Source organism: Luteimonas flava (genome assembly GCF_036584485.1).
Lineage (GTDB): Bacteria > Pseudomonadota > Gammaproteobacteria > Xanthomonadales > Xanthomonadaceae > Luteimonas > Luteimonas flava.
Genome location: NZ_JAZHBM010000002.1, coordinates 132,573 through 153,492, shown reverse-complemented (window position 1 = coordinate 153,492; position 20,920 = coordinate 132,573). Strand labels below are relative to the sequence as shown.

The following is a 20,920-nucleotide window of genomic DNA, read 5'->3' as shown; positions in this document are numbered from 1 at the left end:
CACCAATTGGTGAGAATTTCCGGTCAGCAGGGGGCCAGCGGCAGGCATGAGCTGCCTGGCTTCAAGTCTTTTTGGACCGCAACCGCTTCCGAGTGGCGGGTTCGGCAACCGCAACTTCCAATTCCGAATCCAGCCACTGCGCGGCGATATCGGGGTCCGAATGACCAAACGTGACACGCAGGCCGAACAGCCGCCCAATGCTGTCGAGCGTTCCAACGGTCGGATTGCCTTTACCACTCTCGATGCGCTTGAGCGTCACCAAGCTCATATCTCGATGCTTGGCGAATTCCTCTTGGGTCAGCCCGCTGATCTTGCGCATCTGCTTGACCGCCTGCGCAATATCCAGCCGACCGTGCGCGATTTCCATCGCCAACATATCGAGACGCTTGCGGATCGTAGAGGGATCAGGGTGACGGCGCGGCACGGCAATCAATGTCCTGGAGCTTTGGAATTTGGTATCCGATCGCGGTCTTGCAGATCTCAACGATGTCCGCGTCAGCGTCACGGAAGCGCAGTTCATGCGGCAGTGCTGGAAGCACATCTTCACCAAACGACCTCAGCACCCCGGCCGCATGCGCCTTGACATCATCGTCGAGCGCCAAGGTTTCCAGGATCTCGTTCCAGTTGTCTGTGCTGCCCCCGTTGGGCAGGCGCCATTCGCAAGTGCGAGAGATCAACGCGCGATCGAGATACATGGGTCCAAAGTCGTACAACGGCGTCAGCTGGACAGTGCCGTCGAGATTCTGCTGGACCGAGGTGTTGCGCAGATGGTTGTCGGGATTGCGTAGCGCGCGGTTGAGCACGTCTCGGCACAGGAACTCGGCCACCGCCTGCGCAGGGTCGGACGCCACCTGCGCCAGACGTTCGGTAAGCGCAAAGAGCGACGCGCTGCGGGCGAACCCGTGGTAGCCAATAAGCGCTGCCAGCGTCTCCTGATGAAGCCGGCGCACACTGCCAGCCGCATCGACCTCTCGATCAAAACGCCGCAAGAACAGCATGTCGTCTCTGTACTCGGGCGCATCGATCGTGCGAATGCCGCACGCGGCAGCTGCCTGCAGATAGATGCTTTCGTGGCGCAGAATTCGCTGATCATCCGCATGCGTTCCGCGCGAAAGCTTGACGATCCAATGCTGTCGCGCATGCTCGTCCGCAAGCCCCACGTCAGGAAACCAACGTCCCTCCTCGTCTTGCGTCAGCAGGAACTTCGGAGCGATGCCCTGAACACCTGGGGTGCCCGCTGCAAGCATGTTGTACATGCGCAACTGATCGACGAACGTCTCCGACCGGTCGTGCATTTCCTGCGTCGTGAACCCTTCCGGCCGCATGCCCGCAGTGTGCTGATTGTAGAAATCGACAGCGGTATCCAGACGGAGCCGGCCGATAGGCGCGAAGGCGCCGTGCTGCGCCAGATAGAGATCCTGCCTGCTGCTGTCGCTGGGCACGTTGAGTAGGCCGGCGATGTGATCACGGCCGCGGCCCTGTGGCACCAAGTCCCAAAGGAACGCCAATGGCGTCACAGCTTGATCGGTCCAGGTGCGTCGCGTCAGTTCGACAGGCAAGGACAGCGCGACGCATGGCGGGTTCTGGAGCGGCCCGAAGACGTAGCTCGCCTCATATCCGAACTGCACCAAACCATCGTCCACGGTCAGGCTCGCGGCGCGATGCCACGTGCCCTCGTGGAAAAGTTCAATGTAGCTGTCCATGCACTAAAATTAGTACATCAAAGTATACTTTTCAAGTCACACAAGACTTACATTAGATAACTTAAGTTATCTATTAAGGCGCCGAGGGCATCCCACCGGCAGGGTCCGACCGGGGCCCAGGCAGCGGCGGCGTGTGCGACTATCCACCCATGGTCCAGCACTGCATCCCATTTCGAATACGGGCGTGAACCTCCAACGCGTTCACGCCCCTGCTGCTTACGTTGGTCATAGCGCCGGCCTTATACACCGGTGAAAGCACGCGCCAGATAAGCGCGGCCACGTCGGTTCGATTCCGACCAGGGGCACCACGTAGGATCCGTGATGCACTACTTATTCCTTGATACAGAGTGGGCGGATGAGGCCGGCCGCGATCTGGTGAGCCTGGCGCTCGTCAGCGCCGACGGTGCGCACGCGCACTATGTCGAGATCGATCCATTGCCCGGCAATCCGAAGCCCTTTGCCGCCGATGTCGTCTACCCGCTGCTGCAGCGAGGTGCGTACGCACGCGAGCGGAGCGCGATGGCCAAGTCGACCGTCGATTTCCTCATGTCGTTCGAGCCCGCCGCGGTACTGGCAGACCATCACAACGATCTACGGATATTGCGCGACCTGATTGAGCCGGCCGCCGTAAAGCGGCTGCTGATGCGCGGCACGATGCTGACCCAGATGCTCAAGGACCGCACGATGCGCGAAGCGGGTGAACGTTGGTTTGCCGCTGACCCTGCCCGCCTGGCGCGACGCCACCACGCCCTTGTGGACGCGCAGGCCTTGCGACACGCGTGGATCGAGATGACGCAGCGAGCGCCGCACGTTCGCACGCCATCGGCCTGACACGCGCATACGCATTCGGGTTCGGGCAGCTGCGCTCTCCCAGCGTCAGTTCCGTTCCTGATCGCCCGTTCCGCTTTCGGCCTCGCATTCGGCCGCGGCCTGTGCGCGCCAGATTCGAGCAGGCTGCGGCGGATCGAGCGCGGCCAGCTTCAACAGCTCCTGCGGATAGGCGGTTGGGCTGTGCTCCATCCAAAGTCCTAAGATCGCCGGCAGACGCGTGCCTGCGTTGTTGAAGATGCCTTCGAGCTTCGCGGGCTGCCAAACCCGTGCATCCAGCGCAGCTGCCAGCTCGCGCCAGCCCGCGAGCAACGGCAGGTTGCGCAAGCACGCCTCATCGAACGCTGCGTTCGTCACGAAGGCTGCTTCCTGTGCAAGCGCCTTGTCGCGCGAGCGCTCGGCTTCGAGGAAGGTCACCAAGGCCAACGTCAGCCAGTCGATCTGGCGCATGCCTTCCGCGCCAGATCGATCTTGCAACGCAGATCTGAGATTCGACAGATCGGGAATGCGCGCAGTCGATACATCGGTAGAGCCTGCATCCAGCGAGGTCTGGTCTTGCATCCACAGGTGCTTGCGGATGCTGCCATCGAGGGTGTTGAGCGCGTGGAGGACCGCCAGCTGATACTCGCCCTCGTTCTTGCGGGTGTTCAGAAGCTGGAAGATCGGGTGATGCGCCCAGAAGATCAGGGGCACCTCCGGCAGAGCCTCTTGGAACCCTCGCAGCACATGGGTGAAAGCGGCTTTGCCAGACCGCAATCGCTCCACCACTCGACGCGGCGCCTGGATGCTGCCCGCGCGCTTGAGAATCCGCTTCTCCAAAGACGCCGGGTGCCATTCGTCCAGTGCCACGGCCAGCGTGGTGAACGAGGCCAGCGCTACGGACCGGCCGAGACCACCTCTCCAGCGGTCCCGCTGCAGCGCCTGCGGGATTGGCATCGGCCGTACCACATCCAGCGTCGGAAAGTTGCTCTTCAAGTCGCACACAACAGGGGCGCGCGCGCGCGCGCGGGCTGCCTATCGTCGCAAAGAACGTCCCACTGGCGTTACATCCCGTGACACCTCACGAAAACCCCTCGTCCAACAGCGGCGTCGACGCGCGTGCGGAGGCGCTTGAGCGCTGGCTCATCCTCGAACTGGGCCCAGTGATCAAGGGTGCCAATCTGCGCCGACTGCTCGGCTATAGCTCAGCCGAAGCCTTCAGGCAGGCGATCCACCGGAAGAAGCTGCCCATCGTGCTGCGCAGGCTTCCCGGCCAGACCAGCTGGTGCGCGGCGACGCGCGACGTGGCGGTGTGGATGGCGCAGGCAGAAGCCAGCCTGGCAACCGAGGCAAAGCCTCTTTCCGATATCCCATCAAACCCCGACAAGGACACCGCATGATCTGAACTCGACCACGTATCCACTGCTGAATTTCCGGGGCCGGAAAAGCACTAAGGCCGAACACGTGATGTTCGGCCTCAGAGTTGTCTAACAGCTTGGCGGCTGTTGATGACTCTATGTGCTTGTAGCGCGGCTGTCAACGCCTGCGCGTCCTCCTGGATCACACCTCCTCAAACGCACGCGGCACGCGCCGTGTGCCAGGACGATCCTATGCACGCACAACCTCTGTTTCGGGGTGCGCACGCCTATGCGTATGCGCCCAAGATCCCGCAATGGCCCTCGCCGCCATCGCACCACACCATCAGCTGGAGATGGCCTGCCGACGGACGCGTGCGGATGCGCTCGTTGGTCAGTCGAGCGGCCATGCGTCCCATCTTCCGCTACCCAAGCTGGACGTTGCAGCGAGAGGTACAGCTCGAATCCCTCTTGGAACATCGGGTGGCCGTCCTGCTCGATGCGTGTCCGCGCGTGCTGGCCTTCGCCGAGCAGCCTGCCGAGCTGCGTCTCCGACATGGCGGCGAAATCTTTCGCCACGTCCCGGACTTTGCTGTGGTCGTCGAGGAAGGACCGCAGTTCCTCGAAGTGAAGTTCTCGAAGTACGTCGATACTGCCCTCATCGAGCGCACCGCACGCATCACAGCAGCGCTTGAACCGCTAGGTGTCGGCTATCGGCTGATCACCGAGCACGACATGCCCGCGAAGGTCCGCGAGACCAATGCACGACTGCTGACGATGCGCGCCCGCCTGTGCCCGGCGGGCGTTGCCACCCTCCTGCTCACAGAGCGCGCTGCGCAGCTGCAGCAGCCGACGCTGGAGGCCTTGGGTTGGACGTCGGCGGCAGATGCCCGTGTCCTGGCGGCGGCGTTGTTGGAAGGACGCCTGCACGCTGACTTCAGTGCAACGCTTTGCCCGGCATCCCCAGTCTCGCTGCAGTCGAGCACGGAGGGCTGGCTATGGGGCTAGCCACTCTCGAAGCCGGGCAGGATTTCTGCATTGACGGCGAAGCGTATTTGCTCACCCGTGTCCTTGGGACCGACCGAATCGAGTTCCAGCACCGCAGCTCATCCAGCTACTCGGAGAAAGATCAAGACGAGCTGCTGCAGCTCTATGCGCTAGGCCGCCTTCGCTTCGGCCCGCCCGAAAGTCAGCCCACCCCCCTGCAGACGGCTGACAGCAAATCGCGACGGTCCGTCGCCAACACGGTCAGCCTGCTGAGCATGAAGGAGGATCTTCGAGCGCTGACCCTGTTGCGGCTGCATTTCGTTGAGCGACTCAACGCCGTGCCGATGACGCGGACGCAGCTGGTGCCAGCGATTGAAGTGCTCTGGAACGCGCTGAGCAAAAGCGACAAGTTGCGGATGCCCCAGCCGCCCCCAGCCAGCACCGTGTGCCGGTGGATCAAGCGTTGGCGTGAAGCCGACTGCACGATCGGCAGCCTGGTCAATCGCAACTTCAACCGCGGTAACCGCCGACGCCGTCTCCACGAAACAGTGATCGGAATCATCGTCGACTGCATCGAAACGATCTACATGCGCCCTGAACGGCCGTCGATGTCGCAGTTGCGTCGTCGCATCAACGGCATGGTGGCACTGAAGAACGTCGCCCGCGTTGATTCGGAGAGGTTTCCGGCTGTCAGCGAAGACGCGATCAAGAGGCAGCTGCGCTGCTACTCCAAGTACGACGTGTATCGCGCTCGCTACGGACAGCACGCGGCGCGCGTCAAGTTTCGCGTATCGGGTGTAGGTGTGCCTGCGGAACTGCCCCTGCTGCGTGCTGAAATCGACCACTGCCTGCTGAATGTCTTCGTCGTCGACGAAGTACGGCGGCTTCCACTCGGCCGTCCTTGGCTCACGCTCATCCTCGACTCTTGCACACGCATGGTCCTGGGATATGCATTGAGCTTCGACCAGCCCAGCGGAATGACTGTCATGCGCGCGCTCCGGCACGCGGTCATGCCCAAGGCCCTCAATCCCTGCCATCGAAATGCTTGGCCGACGTGGGGACTGATGCAGGTCATCGTGGTCGACAACGGCCTGGAGTTCCACGGCGACCAGTTGGTCTTCGCCACCTCCAGCTTCGGAGTCACGGTGCAGACGTGTCCGCGCCGGCACCCTTGGTACAAGGGCAAGGTCGAGCGTTGGTTCGGAACAGCGGAGACCGGACTCATCTCCCAGATCGCCGGCCGCACCTTCAACAGCGTGGAGAACCGCCAGGACTACGACAGCGCTGGCAAGGCGGTGCTGGGGCTGGAGACGCTTCGCAAAGTGGTGGAGATGTGGATCGTCGACGTCTACCACCAAACACTGCACCCGGCGCTGGCCGAGACACCACAGCAGTGCTGGAACCGGCTCATCCCCGAGGTCCAACGCCTTCTTCCCGACTCCAGCGCGTGGACGGATGCGGCGTTCGGCAAGCCGGGGTCGCGCACGCTCGGGCATGAGGGCATCAACTACGACTCGCTCTTCTACAACAGCGAGGAAATGGGCGCTCTACGTCAACAGTTCGGTCATCGCTTCCGCATCAGCATCGTGATCAACGACGAAGACGTCGGTTACCTCTACGTCCTTCATCCTGCGTCCGGCGAGCCCATCCGGGTGCCCGCTGTCGCGGCTGACTACGCCAACGGAATGACTAGATGGCAGCATCGTCGCTGCAAAGCCTATGCATTGGAGATGGGCAAGAACGCCGAAGATCCTGTCGCGCTCGCGCAATCTTATGCGGCGATCCAGGACTTGATCGGGCAGGACATGCTGCTCAAACGATCCAAGTCCCGCATGAACGTTGCACGCTTCATGCAGCTGGCGGTTGCTCCGAAACGAGATGCACCCACCGCTTATCTCGATACGTCTGATGAGCAGATTCCAGACAGGCGTTATAGCGCCGCATCTACCGCAGTCGAACCCGCACTGCCCGAAAAAGCGGCGGTCTCGGCAAGGCTGAGGAACCCATCGGACGACGATGACGATCCCATTTTCTTGCTCGACTCCGATACCCACACACACGGCATCCAAGGACTCGTCCCATGAGCGTTGTACCGACCATTGATCCTGCCAACACGATCAAACACATGCGCATCAAGACGGGCGCGTTCAACACGATTCAAGCCTGTCTTCGAGAAGCCCTAGACGAGGCGGGTACGACCGCAACGCCCTCGTGCAAGCACATTGTCGGCCGATCGAGAACCGGTCGCTCTTTTGCACTGCAGTGCTTTGAAAGCGAGTTTCCCGTACGCCGCGAGGCCCACGGGCTGCGAAAGGAAGTCATCTACGTCCAGACCCCTTCCGATGGCACGGTAAAAGGCCTCATGAGCGAAATCCTGTGCGCACTGGGTGATCCGAAGTACAACTCTGGCACCGCGCAGAACATGCTCGCCAGGCTCCGCCTCCAACTCGATGCGGTGGGCTGTCGTCTGATCATCCTCGATGAATTCCAGCATCTTGTTGACAAGGGCCAACGCAGGAAACTGGGCGCAACCATCGACTGGTTGAAGCTCCTGGTGGAACGTGCGCGATTCAGTCTCGTCGCCGTTGGCTTGCCAGACTCGGTGACGATCATTGATCGCGACGAGCAGCTGCGCAATCGCTTCGACACCACGATCGAAATTCCGATCTACACCTGGTTCGACAAAGAATCGCGGAGACAATTCCGTGCACTGCTCGGCACCATCAAGCGTCACATCGAGCCTTTCGAGACGGTTGATCTCGTGGAGCCTGACATCGCACAACGCATGATGCTGGCAGCTAGCGGTCGCATCGGCCTTATCGCACGAATTTTCGATCGTGCGATCAAGACAGCGGTCTCAAACGAGACGCGCACTATACGGCTCGAAGACCTTGACGCCGCCTATCGACTCGCGGTCCGCAACTCGGCTCGCTGCACCGTCGAGGGCGGCCCGTTCTTCGCGGCTCTCACGGACCATAACGTCCGCACACTTTGGGCGCAACTTTCGGATGCTGCGGATTTGGGGGACATCGACGCGGCGCATTGTGGAAGCCTCTCAAGCGCCAGCGGAGCTGCCGCGCTCGAGACGAAAAAGTCCGCCAATCCAACACGTACGACATCGACGAGGCCTAAGACACGCAAGGCGCACGATTTGGAAATGGGGAGAGCGCTGGGATGAGAAAAGGCACTTTCGCATTAGATCCCACGATCGATGCGGTCCAACCTTTGGTGGTGACACCGCCACCTGATCCGAGGGAGAACTACCTCGGTTACGCGATGCGCTTGTCAGCCGCCAATGGCTACACATCGCCGACCGTCGTATTCCCGTCTTCCGACCACCTGCAACGCCAAACCTTTCAACACGATGTTTACGCGCAAACTTTCGCAACGCTTGCTTGCCTCAGCTCAGCCCAAACAGACCGATTGTCCCTACTTATGTCCTCGGGGACGTCAAGCATGCGCTCCGCCCGTTTTTGCGGCAGGGATCTCGCGTTCTATCATCACAAGGTCTGCGTCGCCTGCTTGAAGTCTGATGGCATTTTTGACGCGAGTTGGCACCTGACGCTGATGACGCATTGCCCGATCCACCGAACCAGGCTTACCGGCGTCTGCGCGTCGTGCGGACTCAGCCTAAAGATACGCAGAAGATTGGCGTTGCTATGTAAGTGCAAGCAGGAATTGGTCGGTGACACGTCAGCTGAGTGCTCGCCAGCACGCGCCCAACTCTTCGCGCTCATGCGAGCAAGCTTCTTGCGCCTACCGCCGATGGCTCCACCGCCCGAGAATTTGGCCTGTTTTGCCGAGGTGCCCCCGGCTGATGTCATGATGCTGGTGAAACGAATGGCGGATTTCGTCGACCGAAGTCGCCATCCTACGGTGCTTTGCCCGCATCAAGGAATGGATGCCAAGCTGGAGGCCGTCGCTCAGGCGTTCGACCAATGGCATCTCGGTTATCCGCGTATGCATGGTTGTCTGACGCATTACGACCCGCCCGGACGCAGGCGACCGCTTTCTGATTACTCATGGTTCGCGGCATCCAGCCTCCACAAAGAGTCCAACTGGGGAGCACTGGAATTCATTCGTCACAAGCTTCTACCGCACGTATCCAATGGCAAGCCCGAACGAGTCAATCTGCACCAGAACAGCGGCTCGGAGGACCTGGTGTCTCTGGATGCTGCGGCTGCACTGCTCGGTGTAGAGCCTGCACGCATTGAGACGATGGTTGCGCGTGGAATCGGATTTCGGCGGCATCATTGCCTCAAACAAAGAACGCGGTGGATCGACCGTTCACAAATGGACCTGTCGAAACGCTCGTCGGAGGCGGGCTTGACTGCCGAGCAAGCTGCGCAGCTGATTGACATGTCGCCTGAGCTCTTTGAGCGGTTGGCGCGTTCGGAGATCTATCGCGGTCGGCATGTCACAACGACCGGAGGGCTCTACGCGTCCGAAGATGTCAATTGTTTGCAGAAACGCCTTCGCGCCATTGGTCACCTCCGGATCGGTCCTGGACGCGGCACCGCGATTTCCCAGATTGGGCATAAGTGCACAGTCACCCAACTCAATCTGGCTGCGAAGCTGAAGCGGGCGCTGTGTGAACACCAAGCCCTGATCGCGATGTAGGCCGTCTGTTGCACAACTTACTGTCCACCAAGTTTGCGGCGGGGCTGCGCCCCGCCGCAAGGACTCACTCCTTCTTTCCACCCTTCTTATCGGGCGCTTCGTGCGCTGGGCGTAAACCGGCGAAACGGCAGGACATCCTTGGTAGGTGTGGGCCGAGGCGCGCGCAAGTGCTGTTGTGCGAGAGCGCCGAGCTTCTAAGCCAAGCAATGTAGGACTATCACCCATCGCCCGATGGGCATCTCCCCAATCAAGCCTATCTCGGTACCTCGAATTGACGTCCGATTTCGGCCAGAAGCGGTCAGAACGGCGAACGCATTCCTTCCTACTATCAAGTGGTGAAGCGCCTCATTCTGTCGGCGCTGCCGTCGCACCAGACGAGTTATCTTCGGAATATTTCAGTGCTCTTTCGCACCCCTTGAGCGTCATACTCGCCGTCGCCTTATCGCCGAGCGAGCTCCATGAAGCGCCGAAAGCCACCCACTCGAATGCGTTCCACTTGCACGCCGTCAAAGCCACCCGATGCCGCTCGTCCGGAGGCGGAGATCCTCGCCGAGCTCCAAGCGGTGTGTGCGCAGCCGGGCTACCTCCACGCGTTGGCCTACTTATGCTTTCGCGACAACATGATCTTTTACAGCGAGGAGCTGATCGAGCAGGACATGCACGCCATGCGCAGCCCGGAGCGGTTGTCGCGAACCGAGATATCTACGCTGGTCGGGCTGATGCTGAAGTCGCCGATCGACTGGGCACTACCTCCGCCGCATGCCCAGCAGCGCTACGTCGAAGATAGCGACCGGCTTCTCGGCGAGCTGCACCAAGCCTTGTCCGCAGCCTTTTCGCTTAAGGACGTCATTGCTGGCCGGGAGCGCGGCGAAGAAATCAACCCATTCGACTCGGGCGCCGTGATGCGCGAGCCAATCTTCTACGGCGCCGAATCTGCCTACAACTTCCAGTACCTGGACTTTGCGGTCCAACGGTATGCAGCTGATGCGGTGTGGCTAGAGAACAACGTCGGTTTCACTATCGAACAAGCTTGCGCGGTGGCGGAAGCCATCGACCGCGTGAATGGCGAGAGGTTGGAGAAGCTGCGCGACGAACTGATTGGCTTGCACCCGGATCAGTGGACCATGTTGCCCGCGTTCACCGCGACGCCAGCGGAGATTGCGCCTTATGCCGGGCTCAATCCAGAGATGGTTGAGCGCATCTTGCTCGCCTTCACCGTGCCAGAGGGTGAACTCAACGAGCGCTTTGTCGGATTGCAGGATTTCAACGTAGTCGCTGCGAAGCCACTTCTCCAGGGGCCAGCTGGCAAGTTCGTGTGTCTGCAGAGCTACACGCTGGCCGAATCGATCTACGAGTCACCATTCTTCTGGATGCTCCCCGACAAGGCGTACCAGCCCCAGCGCGACAAGCATCGGGGGGAATTTACCGAGAACTTCGTCGCCGAGCGCTTGGCTGCCGTCTTTGGCGCGGATTGTGTGCTGACTAACGTCGAAATTTGGCAGGGCAAGACCAAGGTAGGCGAGATTGATGTACTAGTGCTGTGGGCCGACCGAGCCATCATCGTCCAGGCCAAGTCCAAGCGGCTGACTATCGAGGCGCGCAAGGGCAACGACCAGATCATTCGAGATGACTTCAAGAAGAGCGTGCAGGACGCCTACGAACAAGGATTGGACTGCGCCCAGTTCTTGGGTGTCCCGGGCAACCGGCTCGCGCGGGTAGATGGGACGGACGTCGAGTTGCCGGAAGAGGTCACCGAGATCTTTATGTTCTGCGTAGTCAGCGATCACTACCCAGCGCTTAGCTTTCAGACCCGCCAGTTCTTGAAGACTCGGGAGGTCCCGCGCGTTCGTGCGGCCTTGGTCACCGACGTATTCCTCATCGACGTGCTCACCGAACTGTTGGCGACTCCGCTGTACTTTTTGAGTTTCGTCTCTCGGCGCGCGCGCTATGCCGAGCAGCTCCTTGCCGCGCAAGAGCTGACAATTTTGGGCTACCACCTCAAGAAGAACCTGTGGTTCGAGGAAAAGCTATCGATAGTGCACATCGCCGAGGACTTCACGTCCGGCGTGGACGTCGCGATGGCCGCGCGGCGACGTGGATTGCCTGGGCTAGCGACGCCCGAGGGCATCCTGACGCGCTACGAGGGAACTGCACTCGGGCGCATCCTCAGCCAGATCCGAGCGCGACCGGAACCTGCTGTGTTGGACCAAGGATTCCAGCTTCTCGAGATGGGGAGCGAGGCCTTAGACGACCTCAGCCGGATGATTGACCGGCAGGCCCAGCGCTCTGCGCAAGACGGGCAGCCACACAGTCTGGCGCTTATGTTTCCCGACCGTAGCGGGTTCACCGCCTTGATCAGCGGCGAGGCCGATGCCGAAGCGATGAGGAACCTATCCGCGCTTTGCGTTCGCCGCAAGTACAAGCAAAAGGCAGACCTGTGGTTCGGCATGTGCCTCATGCCGGGAGACTCCGAGCTGCGCTTCGGCCTGCGGCTGGCCGCGCCTTGGACGCAGGACATTGCGCTCGATGCCGCCACGGGCGGGATGCCCGAAGCTATCCAGCCGAAAGTGGCACACGAGCACTTGGCCCGCAGAGCACGCGGCGCCCCGAAAGTCGGTCGGAATGACCCTTGCCCGTGCGGGACCGGGAAAAAGTCGAAGAAGTGCTGCGGGCGATGATCGTCCGTTGTGGGCCGGAGGCAGCAACCTGGCGAACGTCTGCTGTTGGCCGTTATCGGACATCGTTCTACGAGCCCCAACATCAGAGTTACGAGCCTCAAGAAGCTACGTCGGTTTAGACGAACTGTTACCGCCGCTCTCGCGTTCGGGCGCCCTAGTGCAGCATCACCGTACAGTCGAATCCAGAACGGTGAAGTCATGAGGTTGGCGCGCCCCGGCATGGTCAAGGAATGGCCAGCAGCACTCTGAGGCGCCTCCTGAGATCGTCTTGCGATGCCAGTAGTCGCGTGACCGTTTCGACGTAACTATCCTTGTCCGACGAAAACGCAGCCGCGACATGGCCAACGATGCCTTTGTCACGAATGGTGCGCAGAATATCCATCAGTCCTGCCGACAGGTCTAGCGCGCTGTCAATCTGGGCGGTTGCCAGTGAATAGGCGAGCACCGGATCAGCCGCGGCGATAGCTTCTGTCGTAGCTTGCTTTAGCGCACTGAGCGAGTCTCCCTCCCGCCTAATCGCGCGAATCTTGCGACGTACCTCGTACTGCGCCCGCTCCGCGATGAGTGCAGCGCGGGAACTGCTGACGGAACGCCGAATGCGGTCGCAGGCGTCTGCAATTCGCGCATCGCGCTCATGTACAGGGATGCTCACCTCCGTCATGTACGCGCTCAAGCAGTCGGGCACTACAAGCAGATTCTCTACTGCTGCCACGGGCAGCGGATAGACGCAGTTTTTCCTAAGTCGATCGACCAGTGTGCTCGACCGATCGTCACGGTCGATGATGCCGGCTGCATCTACGCGATGCAGCGCCGGGTGCGCGCGTAATCCACGCACAGTCTTTTCGACCTGCTCGCAATTTCCGCCGGGAACGACGTAGCGCTCGGGGAAAAGAATTTCAAAAATCCGGACGTCGTAGCTGCCCGCCGTCCCTTCCACAAATAACGCTTGCCGGCGAGCACCCATGACTTTGAGCACAAGGTCGGCGTGGACATCTTCGATGCTGGGAGCTTCGTCCCAGACCCAGCGGCCCGCTACGTGTGCACTAGCTGACCCCATATAAACGCCAGTTGTATTTGAGACTGGAGGCGAAGCTTCGTAGTCGTAAAGCACGACGATCGACGCGTTCACGCGACTAGCTGCGAATGACAAGTCATGAGTGATGTAAACAAATGATGCATCAGGCCGAACCGCTTCCAACGTATCCCAAAGCAACGAGTGAATGCTTGGATGGAGGTGTAGCTCAGGCTCGTCGATAACGATAAGCGCGTTCTCCGGCGCCAGCAGCGCGTGTCCGATAAGGTAAAAGCCAACGCGCTCACCATCACTCAATCGAGAGGCTGGGTACGTGTTCTGCGCTCTGGGCTGACGTGCTAGAACAACATGGTCTTCTATAAGCAGTTCCCGCTCTGGGAAAATCTTCTCCCAAAGATTTTTAAGGATTGTGAGAGCATCTGCCTGCGGCTGCGTTGGAAGGCTTACGCCCGCCTGACTCTGCTGCCACAGCGCCGCAGCTAACTGCGCACGGCGCGCGTACAGAGCGCCAAGAAGCACCCCGAAATCATTGAGCTGCCCTACCACCGGGTCGCCTTGGACGCGACTCGGACCGCTGCTCATCTCGTTGCCTTGGAGCAAGTTTGAGTTTGCTCTTTGGGCGTCCAACCGCTGCACTTGATCGGGCATAGCTAATACGCGCTGTGCGCTTATGCGATATGCCCGACGATCGGACGTTCCCCCAAACGAAGTCGAGACGCTGTTGGGGCTGGCCGACATTGGGTTTTCCAACCAAGCACCCAAGCGGGACTTTCCCGAGCCATTGGCACCTACAACGACAACTACACCGTCATGCTCGATCTCGGACAATCCTGATCTTGCTGGGTTGGGCATTGCTAGAGCACGAGAAGGCATTGAGACTCCGCCAAGCGAGCTGGACTAGTTAGTGGTGGTGCGAATTCTACGCAGCCGATCGATTGTTGAGGCGACGATCGCGGTCGCCGGCTGATGGCTCTGGGCGCTGCTCCAGGCCGCCTCCAACCATGCCGCCGTTAGGCTCGTACTATAAATTACTTCGTTCGAAGCCTGTTCTTTCGCCTTCAGTGGCGTCTGGTGCTCCAAGCCTGTCGCAATGAGCTCCGCCTCTAGAAGAATGAGCCGCTCTCGCGGCAGATGGATGCGCATATGCGCGTAAGCCAGCGATTCTCGTCGAGTCGGCGTGGCAACCGCGGGGAGTGACAGAGGCTGCATTGCAGCTCTAGCTCGCTCCCGTCCGCTATTGGCCGGAAGCGGACATCGGTGACGAGAACTGCGTGGACTGATCTTCCGGTGCAGAGAGACTTTAATTTAGAGAGCTACGTCCGAGAGCTGCGTTCCAAGCTTGCAGCGCCGAGTTCGCAGGGTGTGCAATAACGTCTAGCATTGAGGTATGAAGTTGTTGAATTCTCAAGGTCATACAAGGAGCAAGAATGGACGGAGAGGTCACATACGATGAAGTCTGGGCGGCCGCCAATTCTCTTAAATCTGAGGGAGCTCAAGTGAACACTGCGACTGTCCGGCATCGCTTGGGCGACATCGGTCACTTCGAAGTCATCCATCAAGCATTGGAGCTGTGGCGAGCAGGCTCGAAAAGCTAGGAGCTATGTCGCCTCACGGCCAGAAGGGTACGCCAAAGCGATATCCGCCCCAATTGCTTACTCCGTGACGATTCGATCCAATGGTCGTACGACCCCTTGCCTCCTTTTCCAGTCTTTATGTGGATGAGCCCTGTCACAGGCTCAGATACTGATCCTAAGGGTCATGCACTCGGAGACACGAATGAAATCCCCGATCTGGCAGTACAGAAGCCAAACCCAATCCGCTCCTCTCTTATCGACAGTGTTTGGGAACAGAGCCTGCCCGTGCTGTGAAGACAGCCCATCGCTCTCGGTCACTGATCGGAAGGATGAATCTGACGGCCGAAGGCACTCCCAGTACATTAAGGTCATGCGTTGCGATTCTTGCGGCTGGTGGTTTGTGTCCAAGGACACTTGGGACAGTTCATGCGGATCATTACCTGAAAGCGCAATTCGAATTCTCACCGCAACAGGAGCCGCTCTACACACATTTTCTTCGGGGCCAGACGAGCAGCAGTTGGCCGCTCTCGAAAGCGAGATTGAAGCGCATCTACTTGGTCGCGGCTCTTCAACTCAATGGGCTGCTCTAGAAGATGCGACCAAGGGCGTGTTCCGCGAATTCGGTTACGAGGCCCGCGTGACCGCAAGATCAAAGGATGGGGGTATTGACGTCATCGTTGATCATAATTATCACGGTGATGTTTACGCTCAGGTAAAACACACCAAGAACAAGGTTGGCGTGCGTGTACTCAGGGAACTTATTGGAACGATGGCAGTCAATGGCACCACAAACTCTCTGCTCGTAACCTCGTCCCATTTCACTCGCGACGTGGAAAGAGAGCGAGCTCTCGCTGCGCAGAAAGGTTTTGTGGTCGAGCTCGTAGATGGTGGCCGTTTTCTTGCATCGCTGAATTTGGCCTATCGACGCAGCCCGCCCACGATTAGCGAAGTGATGGCTGTTGCCGAGCCAACCGTGGAGCTAATCCGTGGCGAGGTCGACCTTTGACTTCCAGACGCCCAACCCATTATTCAAACGGACCTGCGCGAGAAACCGCGCAGGGCCGCTCAGTTCAGCCGTTAGATGGCCGCTACTGCCCGAAAGCAGAAATCTATTCTTGTCTCGACAAAACGCCCAGGCCAAGACTTTTTTTTGTTAGCGAAGAATCCAGTTGAAGGCGCTAAGAACCAGGCTTCTCAACGGCCACATGGGCGCAAGCAGCGCACGGTCCCCATCCAAGGCTCTAGTCCGCGTCGCTGGCAAAACCTTTGGATGCTTGACACCATCCAATGCCCGTCCGACGCTCAGCACATGAACTTCGACCTCTCCCCATTCGGCGTTCGCGAGCTCACCGCGCTTATCACCGCTGCCGAGAAGCGCAAGTCTGCGCTCGCTCGCCGCCGCCCAATCAATATCGTGCGCGCCGAGCTGATCGCATTCGCTGCCAACGCTGGCTACGAGATTGCTGAGCTCCTCGGAACGCGAGCAGAAGCGCCTACCGAGAAGCGCAAGAAAGCCGCACGCAAGACTGGCAAGGTCGCCGTGAAGTATCGCGACCCGGAGAACCGCCGGAACACTTGGACGGGGCGCGGCAGTCAGCCACGGTGGCTACGTGAGAAGGTCAGGCGCGGCCAGAGCGCCGCTGATTTCCTTGTCCAAGGCCTAGCGATGCCAACGGCAAACACGAAGTCGATTGGGAAGCGGACCGTTTTCAAGCAGGCCTGATTTGCCCCTCTTCTGTGCCGCCTCGCTCGACAGACCGCACACCGCAACGAAGTCCCTGCATCTCGCTAGCTCTGCAAAGGCGACTTCCCGGTCAGGACACGGATTACCCAATCGCTGACGCGCGTCTTTTTCGGGGACGTTCCGAACTTCAAGTTTCCGATACCTTGCGGGCTGACGCCTAGCGGGAAGCGCGGCGCGCGCCCGTCCTCGACTAGATCTCCTGGATAGTGCGGATGATCCAGGCAGGAAGCGTCATCTATGCCAAACGCCTTCACGGCCGCTACGGCTTCGACGCACCAGCGGCCGACATAGAGGAATTTCTCAAGCGGATAGATCTGCACGTCGCCAAAGTGATACCACCAGAGATGCTCGTCGTTGTTCTGCCGAAGCTCCTGATACCAATGCTCAACGAATTCGCGAAGTAGCGCTGGTCGATCGGGTTCAGGCGCCTCAATGGCGCGGAGCAGCCGCGCGTACGGTCTAGGATGCAAGACGCCCTGCCCGATCATGCGATCTGAATGCTTGGCCGAAATCACGCGATCCAGCAGCTCATCCTCCCCCTCGCCACCGACAAGGCTGAGCAGTCGAGTCCACTGCGCATCCGGAACATCGAGAGCAAGCGCGAGTCCCACGAGCCGAAAGCACCAGTCGTAATGACTCAGGCTCTTGAGATCGAATGCCCAGTCTCTGCAACTCGTGAGCCTTTCCTGAGCGCAGATGGCATCCGCCAGACGGTTAGATCGCTCCCACATGTCCAGCAGGGTTGGAAAGTAGCGCGCCACTTTGGCGATCGAATCGCCCTTGGCGTAGAGAAACAGCATCGCATCAAGGCAACGCGTCGCGGCGTTGAATGCGAACTGAGGCTCGTAGACGGGGTTCTCCAATCGATCGCCTGCCATGCGCAGGCTCTTAGCGATGGCGTCATCCAAAGAGCGGGACCATTTGTCCCAATACCAATTGCCGGCATCAATCCGAAGTCTAGGTTGCGCTGTCATTGAGATCTCTCACGCCGATCGATCATGGAAAATCGAGATCAGACATCGAGGCTACCCGACTTCCCTGCCGCGTCAAACGCACGCAGCACAACCGGATAAGAGTAGCGAAGACCGTTCCGCCGACAACCCACTTGTCCACGCTAAGGCGACGAACGTGAGTAACGCACTAAGGCTTCGTTTCATCTGCGGCTATCTGGGCAGGCGCCCACCTTGGTGAGGATCCAGAGTGGCAGGCTGGCTAGGTTTCGCAACGGGCATCCGCGTGTGATGTGAAGACGCTCGCTTCTGCTCAGATCTGACTTGAATGGCGAATAGGCGGACGTCTGCTTCCGGCCAGTAGCAGACATCGGCTCGGTGGCTGCTTCCGACCCAAAGCAGACATACGAAGGGTGCCGCCCCCGATTCTCAGCGCAGTTTCACTCGATCCAGCGAGTCATCCACGGTCAAACTCGACTAACCGCCATCGAAAGGCGAGCATGACGAGCCAGTCTGATCTCGGCGTAAGACGCACCCCCAGATCCAAATTGATCGTTAGGGAAAATCCTGCAAGGACCGGGGGAGTCGGGTGATAACATCCCGTGGCAGGCTTAGAACCCACGGGCCTGAATACTTCTCCGGGGGGGGAGAGCGATGACGAGCCAAGAGGAAGGCTCCGCGTCGATTGAGATCGAGGCGTGGTTGAACAGCAAGACCAGTTGGTTGCGGGCGGCCGCGCATGATCTGATCACCCACCGGCGCATGCCGGATGAGACAGGCATCGACGCGTTGGCAGATCACTGCCTGCAAGAAGCCGCAAAGGTGTTGAGCCAGGATTCCGCTCTGCTGGTGCCCGGTGCCATTGCCGGCACCCCGGGGCGCGCAGGACTGCGATTGGAGCGGCTGTTCGATATCCGCGGTGTCAATGCGTTGGGCGATCAAGCCCAGCTCAAGCTGGGGGACGCGGACTTGACGATCGTGTATGGCCCCAACGGGTCCGGCAAATCCGGCTACGCGCGCTTGACCAAACATTTGTGCGGGGCGCGCTTGGCGGGTCCTATGCATGGCCACGTCTTTTTGGGCGCCACCGAGAAGCCCGCTGCGACTGTGGAAATCAGGGCGATTAATGAAGATGGGCCGGCGGCTGAAACGTCCGAGTTCGCGTGGGATCAGGCGAATGGGCCGTTGCTCGAGCTGAAAGCGATCCCGGTATTCGACACCGTGACGTCCGTGGAGTTCGGCGACAACGCGACATCGGCCACGCACATGCCTCGGTCCATGGTGTTCATGGGGCGTCTCATCGAGATCTCCGATCGCGTTGGCGCCAACCTGCGCAAGCGAGCGGATCTGCTGGTGAAACAGTTGCCGCAAATCGACGCGGACCTGTCCCAATCGCAGGCGGTTGTGACGCTTCGGGGGCTTCTGAAGCCTAAAACCCAAGACGCGGCCATTGACGCCGCTTGCAGCGTGTCCGACCAAGAGCGCGTGGAACGGGTGACCTTGGAAGCGGCCTTGGCGCAGGCCAACCCGGCCGAGCTCCATACCAAGGTGGTCAAGCAGTTGGAGCAGCTCGCCAAGAACAAGCAATCGGCGCTGGATCGAGAAGGAGCCACCTCCGCCGACCAAGTCAGCGCAATCATCGCTGCTCGAGCAGGGGCCATCGGCAAGCGAACGGCGGCTAGCGCGCACGCCACCGCGTTCTTCGACAAGGTGCCGCTGAAAGGCGTTGGAGAAGAGGTTTGGCGCCGCTTGTGGGCGGCTGCAGAAGCGTATTCAAAGGCCTCGGCGTACCCGGATCACGAGCACCCGAACGTCGACGAAGGGGCGAGGTGCGTGCTGTGCCAACAGGAACTCGGCGCCGATGCCAAAGCGCGCATACTCGGGTTCTCCGAGTTTATTCAGAACCAACTCCAAGCCGACGCAGCGGCCGCCGAAACGTACGTCAGCGACCTGGTCCAGACATTGCCGGTCACACCCGACGAGCAGGTGTGGGCCACCGTGAGCCAAGCCATTGGCTTGGACGTGGCCGTTGGCGAATCAGTGCGAATGGCCGTGGAAGCGCGAACCAGTGCTTTGAAGACAGCCTCCGACGTGGCCGACGTCCCCATTGTGGATTGGTCGGTTTGGCACGCCGCGCATGCCAAACGGACCGCAGATCTGGAGCTGGAACGCGATCAGCTTGCTGGACTGATTGACGTGGAAGGCAGGAAAGCCAGTCAGGAGCGGCTGCTCGAGCTGCGGGGTAAGGAGTGGCTGGCTGCAAACGTTTCCGCCATCAAGGCCGAGGTCAAACGCCTGACCGTGGTCGCGAGGCTTGAGACGGCCATCCGTCTGACGGCGACGAACACGCTCACGACGAAGAACAACGAGATCGCCAGCGCAGAGTTGGCCCAAGGGTTCTGCGATCGCTTCAACGCAGAGATGCGAAAATTGGGCGGCAAAGGCTTGCCCGTGGTAATGAACCACAAGTCACAAGGCAAAGGCCGATTCACGTTCTGCGCGGAACTGCTAGCTCCCAAACAGGACGTCCACAACCGCGAGGTGTTGAGCGAGGGCGAGCAGCGGCTCATTGCCTTGGCCGCGTTCTTGGCCGATGCAACCGGAAGCGATCGTTCCATCCCTATCGTGTTCGATGACCCCATCTCATCGCTGGACCAGCGGTTCGAGGAGGCGGTGGCTGCGCGGATCGCCGACCTTGCAGAGAACCGTCAAGTCATCGTGTTCACTCATCGATTGTCGCTCATGGCCTTACTGCAAGACGCGCACGAGAAGCGCGTCGAGAAGGGTTCCACGGTCCGCTGCAAGGTCATCGCGATCGGGCGGGAAGGGCACCAGACGGGCGTGCCGTCCTCGGTAGACACGTTCTCGCTGAAGCCCAAACCTGGGCTGGGCCAGCTCGTCAGTGACATGGGTGCCGCTAAAAAGCTGGAGCCAAAGTTCAAGCAGATGGCATTGAAGGACGCCTGCAGCACTTTCCGCATCTTGGTGGAGCGCACGGTGGAAATTCACTTGTGCGCGAACATCGTTGGGCGCTTCCGCCGCGAGATCAAAACAATGGGGGTGCTAAAGAAGCTGGTGGCCATCGAACCTGCGGATTGCATCTTCATCGGCGATTTGATGTCGAAGTACTCCGCCTTTGAGCACTCCCAGCCGGACGAAACGCCTACCCACTTGCCCGATCCCGACGAGATCATCACCGACGCCACCGCGCTTCGAGCGTGGATCGATGATTTCGAGAAGCGGGCCAGAAGTGCCGCGGAGGGAAAAGCGGCAGCATGAGCTCACTCGACCTCAAGCAGCGCGTTAGCCTGAAGGCGGAACGCTACAAGGTCGCCTGGGCCAGTGACGATGAGAAGTCAGAGCTACTGAAGGACGTCTTGGCAATGGCAAACGCTCATCGGGACGGCACCGGCTAACTGTTGCTGGGGTTTAAGGAACGCGCGCCTCTTCCTCTGCAGAGGCCGTGGGC

17 protein-coding genes and 1 tRNA gene are annotated in these 20,920 nt (G+C 60.0%); 13 read left to right on the top strand and 5 right to left on the bottom strand.

All coding sequences use genetic code 11. The features are described from left to right. Positions 1 to 61: 61 nt before the first annotated feature. Together V3391_RS07700 and V3391_RS07695 are read right to left on the bottom strand one after the other, a co-directional pair. Positions 62 to 367 (bottom strand): helix-turn-helix transcriptional regulator, encoded by a 306-nt coding sequence (locus tag V3391_RS07700; RefSeq protein WP_332077856.1) that lies wholly within the window; start codon positions 365 to 367, stop codon positions 62 to 64. Between the two features lie 37 nt (positions 368 to 404). Next, on the bottom strand, positions 405 to 1,703 hold the full coding sequence (locus V3391_RS07695; RefSeq protein ID WP_332077855.1) for a type II toxin-antitoxin system HipA family toxin: 1,299 nt from the start codon (positions 1,701 to 1,703) through the stop codon (positions 405 to 407). Positions 1,704 to 1,908: 205 nt separating this feature from the next. Between V3391_RS07695 and V3391_RS07690 the strand changes: the two genes are divergently transcribed. Both V3391_RS07690 and V3391_RS07685 read left to right on the top strand, forming a co-directional pair. Further along, a tRNA-Ile gene (locus V3391_RS07690) sits at positions 1,909 to 2,011 on the top strand. A gap of 13 nt (positions 2,012 to 2,024) precedes the next feature. Further along, a complete protein-coding gene (locus V3391_RS07685) occupies positions 2,025 to 2,534 on the top strand; it encodes a hypothetical protein (protein WP_332077854.1) in 510 nt (169 codons plus the stop codon). A gap of 45 nt (positions 2,535 to 2,579) precedes the next feature. Here V3391_RS07685 and V3391_RS07680 read toward each other — a convergent pair whose 3' ends face one another. After that, entirely contained in the window at positions 2,580 to 3,506 is a 927-nt protein-coding gene (locus V3391_RS07680; protein ID WP_332077853.1) for a hypothetical protein, read from the bottom strand. Positions 3,507 to 3,583: 77 nt separating this feature from the next. On the opposite strand from V3391_RS07680, the gene V3391_RS07675 reads away from it, so the two are divergent. The 6 genes from V3391_RS07675 to V3391_RS07650 all read left to right on the top strand — a co-directional run bounded on the left by V3391_RS07675 (position 3,584) and on the right by V3391_RS07650 (position 12,150). Further along, positions 3,584 to 3,910: a hypothetical protein gene (locus V3391_RS07675; protein ID WP_332077852.1), complete on the top strand. Its 327-nt coding sequence runs from the start codon at positions 3,584 to 3,586 to the stop codon at positions 3,908 to 3,910. 363 nt (positions 3,911 to 4,273) lie between these two features. Continuing rightward, the gene (locus V3391_RS07670) at positions 4,274 to 4,873 is read left to right on the top strand and encodes a hypothetical protein (protein WP_332077851.1); all 600 of its coding nucleotides are present in this window, start codon (positions 4,274 to 4,276) and stop codon (positions 4,871 to 4,873) included. Then, positions 4,864 to 6,936 carry a hypothetical protein gene (locus V3391_RS07665; protein WP_332077850.1) on the top strand — a complete coding sequence of 691 codons (2,073 nt, stop codon included), beginning with the start codon at positions 4,864 to 4,866 and terminating at the stop codon, positions 6,934 to 6,936. The genes V3391_RS07670 and V3391_RS07665 overlap by 10 nt, the downstream gene beginning before the upstream one ends. Then, on the top strand, positions 6,933 to 8,030 hold the full coding sequence (locus V3391_RS07660; RefSeq protein WP_332077849.1) for a TniB family NTP-binding protein: 1,098 nt from the start codon (positions 6,933 to 6,935) through the stop codon (positions 8,028 to 8,030). Before V3391_RS07665 ends, V3391_RS07660 begins: the two co-directional genes overlap by 4 nt. Beyond that, positions 8,027 to 9,472 (top strand): TniQ family protein, encoded by a 1,446-nt coding sequence (locus V3391_RS07655; protein ID WP_332077848.1) that lies wholly within the window; start codon positions 8,027 to 8,029, stop codon positions 9,470 to 9,472. The genes V3391_RS07660 and V3391_RS07655 overlap by 4 nt, the downstream gene beginning before the upstream one ends. Positions 9,473 to 9,930: 458 nt before the next feature. Then, positions 9,931 to 12,150, top strand: a complete 2,220-nt coding sequence (locus V3391_RS07650) for an SEC-C metal-binding domain-containing protein (RefSeq protein ID WP_332077847.1) — start codon at positions 9,931 to 9,933, stop codon at positions 12,148 to 12,150. A 223-nt stretch (positions 12,151 to 12,373) separates the two neighbouring features. Here the strand turns inward: V3391_RS07650 and V3391_RS07645 are convergent, their stop codons facing one another. Continuing rightward, positions 12,374 to 13,765: an AAA family ATPase gene (locus V3391_RS07645; RefSeq protein WP_332077846.1), complete on the bottom strand. Its 1,392-nt coding sequence runs from the start codon at positions 13,763 to 13,765 to the stop codon at positions 12,374 to 12,376. 845 nt (positions 13,766 to 14,610) lie between these two features. Between V3391_RS07645 and V3391_RS17815 the strand changes: the two genes are divergently transcribed. From V3391_RS17815 to V3391_RS07635, 3 genes are all read left to right on the top strand, one after another. Continuing rightward, complete coding sequence (locus V3391_RS17815) at positions 14,611 to 14,778, top strand: DNA-binding protein (RefSeq protein WP_425497220.1); 168 nt, start codon at positions 14,611 to 14,613, stop codon at positions 14,776 to 14,778. Between the two features lie 496 nt (positions 14,779 to 15,274). After that, positions 15,275 to 15,763, top strand: a complete 489-nt coding sequence (locus V3391_RS07640) for a restriction endonuclease (RefSeq protein WP_332077845.1) — start codon at positions 15,275 to 15,277, stop codon at positions 15,761 to 15,763. A 303-nt stretch (positions 15,764 to 16,066) separates the two neighbouring features. Next, positions 16,067 to 16,480, top strand: coding sequence for an H-NS histone family protein (locus V3391_RS07635; RefSeq protein WP_332077844.1), 414 nt, complete (start codon positions 16,067 to 16,069; stop codon positions 16,478 to 16,480). 65 nt (positions 16,481 to 16,545) lie between these two features. On the opposite strand, the gene V3391_RS07630 is transcribed toward V3391_RS07635, so the two are convergent. After that, a complete protein-coding gene (locus V3391_RS07630) occupies positions 16,546 to 17,475 on the bottom strand; it encodes a PoNe immunity protein domain-containing protein (protein WP_332077843.1) in 930 nt (309 codons plus the stop codon). Between the two features lie 630 nt (positions 17,476 to 18,105). On the opposite strand from V3391_RS07630, the gene V3391_RS07625 reads away from it, so the two are divergent. Together V3391_RS07625 and V3391_RS07620 are read left to right on the top strand one after the other, a co-directional pair. Further along, the gene (locus V3391_RS07625) at positions 18,106 to 20,730 is read left to right on the top strand and encodes an AAA family ATPase (RefSeq protein WP_332077842.1); all 2,625 of its coding nucleotides are present in this window, start codon (positions 18,106 to 18,108) and stop codon (positions 20,728 to 20,730) included. Continuing rightward, a complete protein-coding gene (locus V3391_RS07620; protein ID WP_332077841.1) occupies positions 20,727 to 20,867 on the top strand; it encodes a hypothetical protein in 141 nt (46 codons plus the stop codon). The genes V3391_RS07625 and V3391_RS07620 overlap by 4 nt, the downstream gene beginning before the upstream one ends. The last annotated feature ends 53 nt before the right edge of the window (positions 20,868 to 20,920 follow it).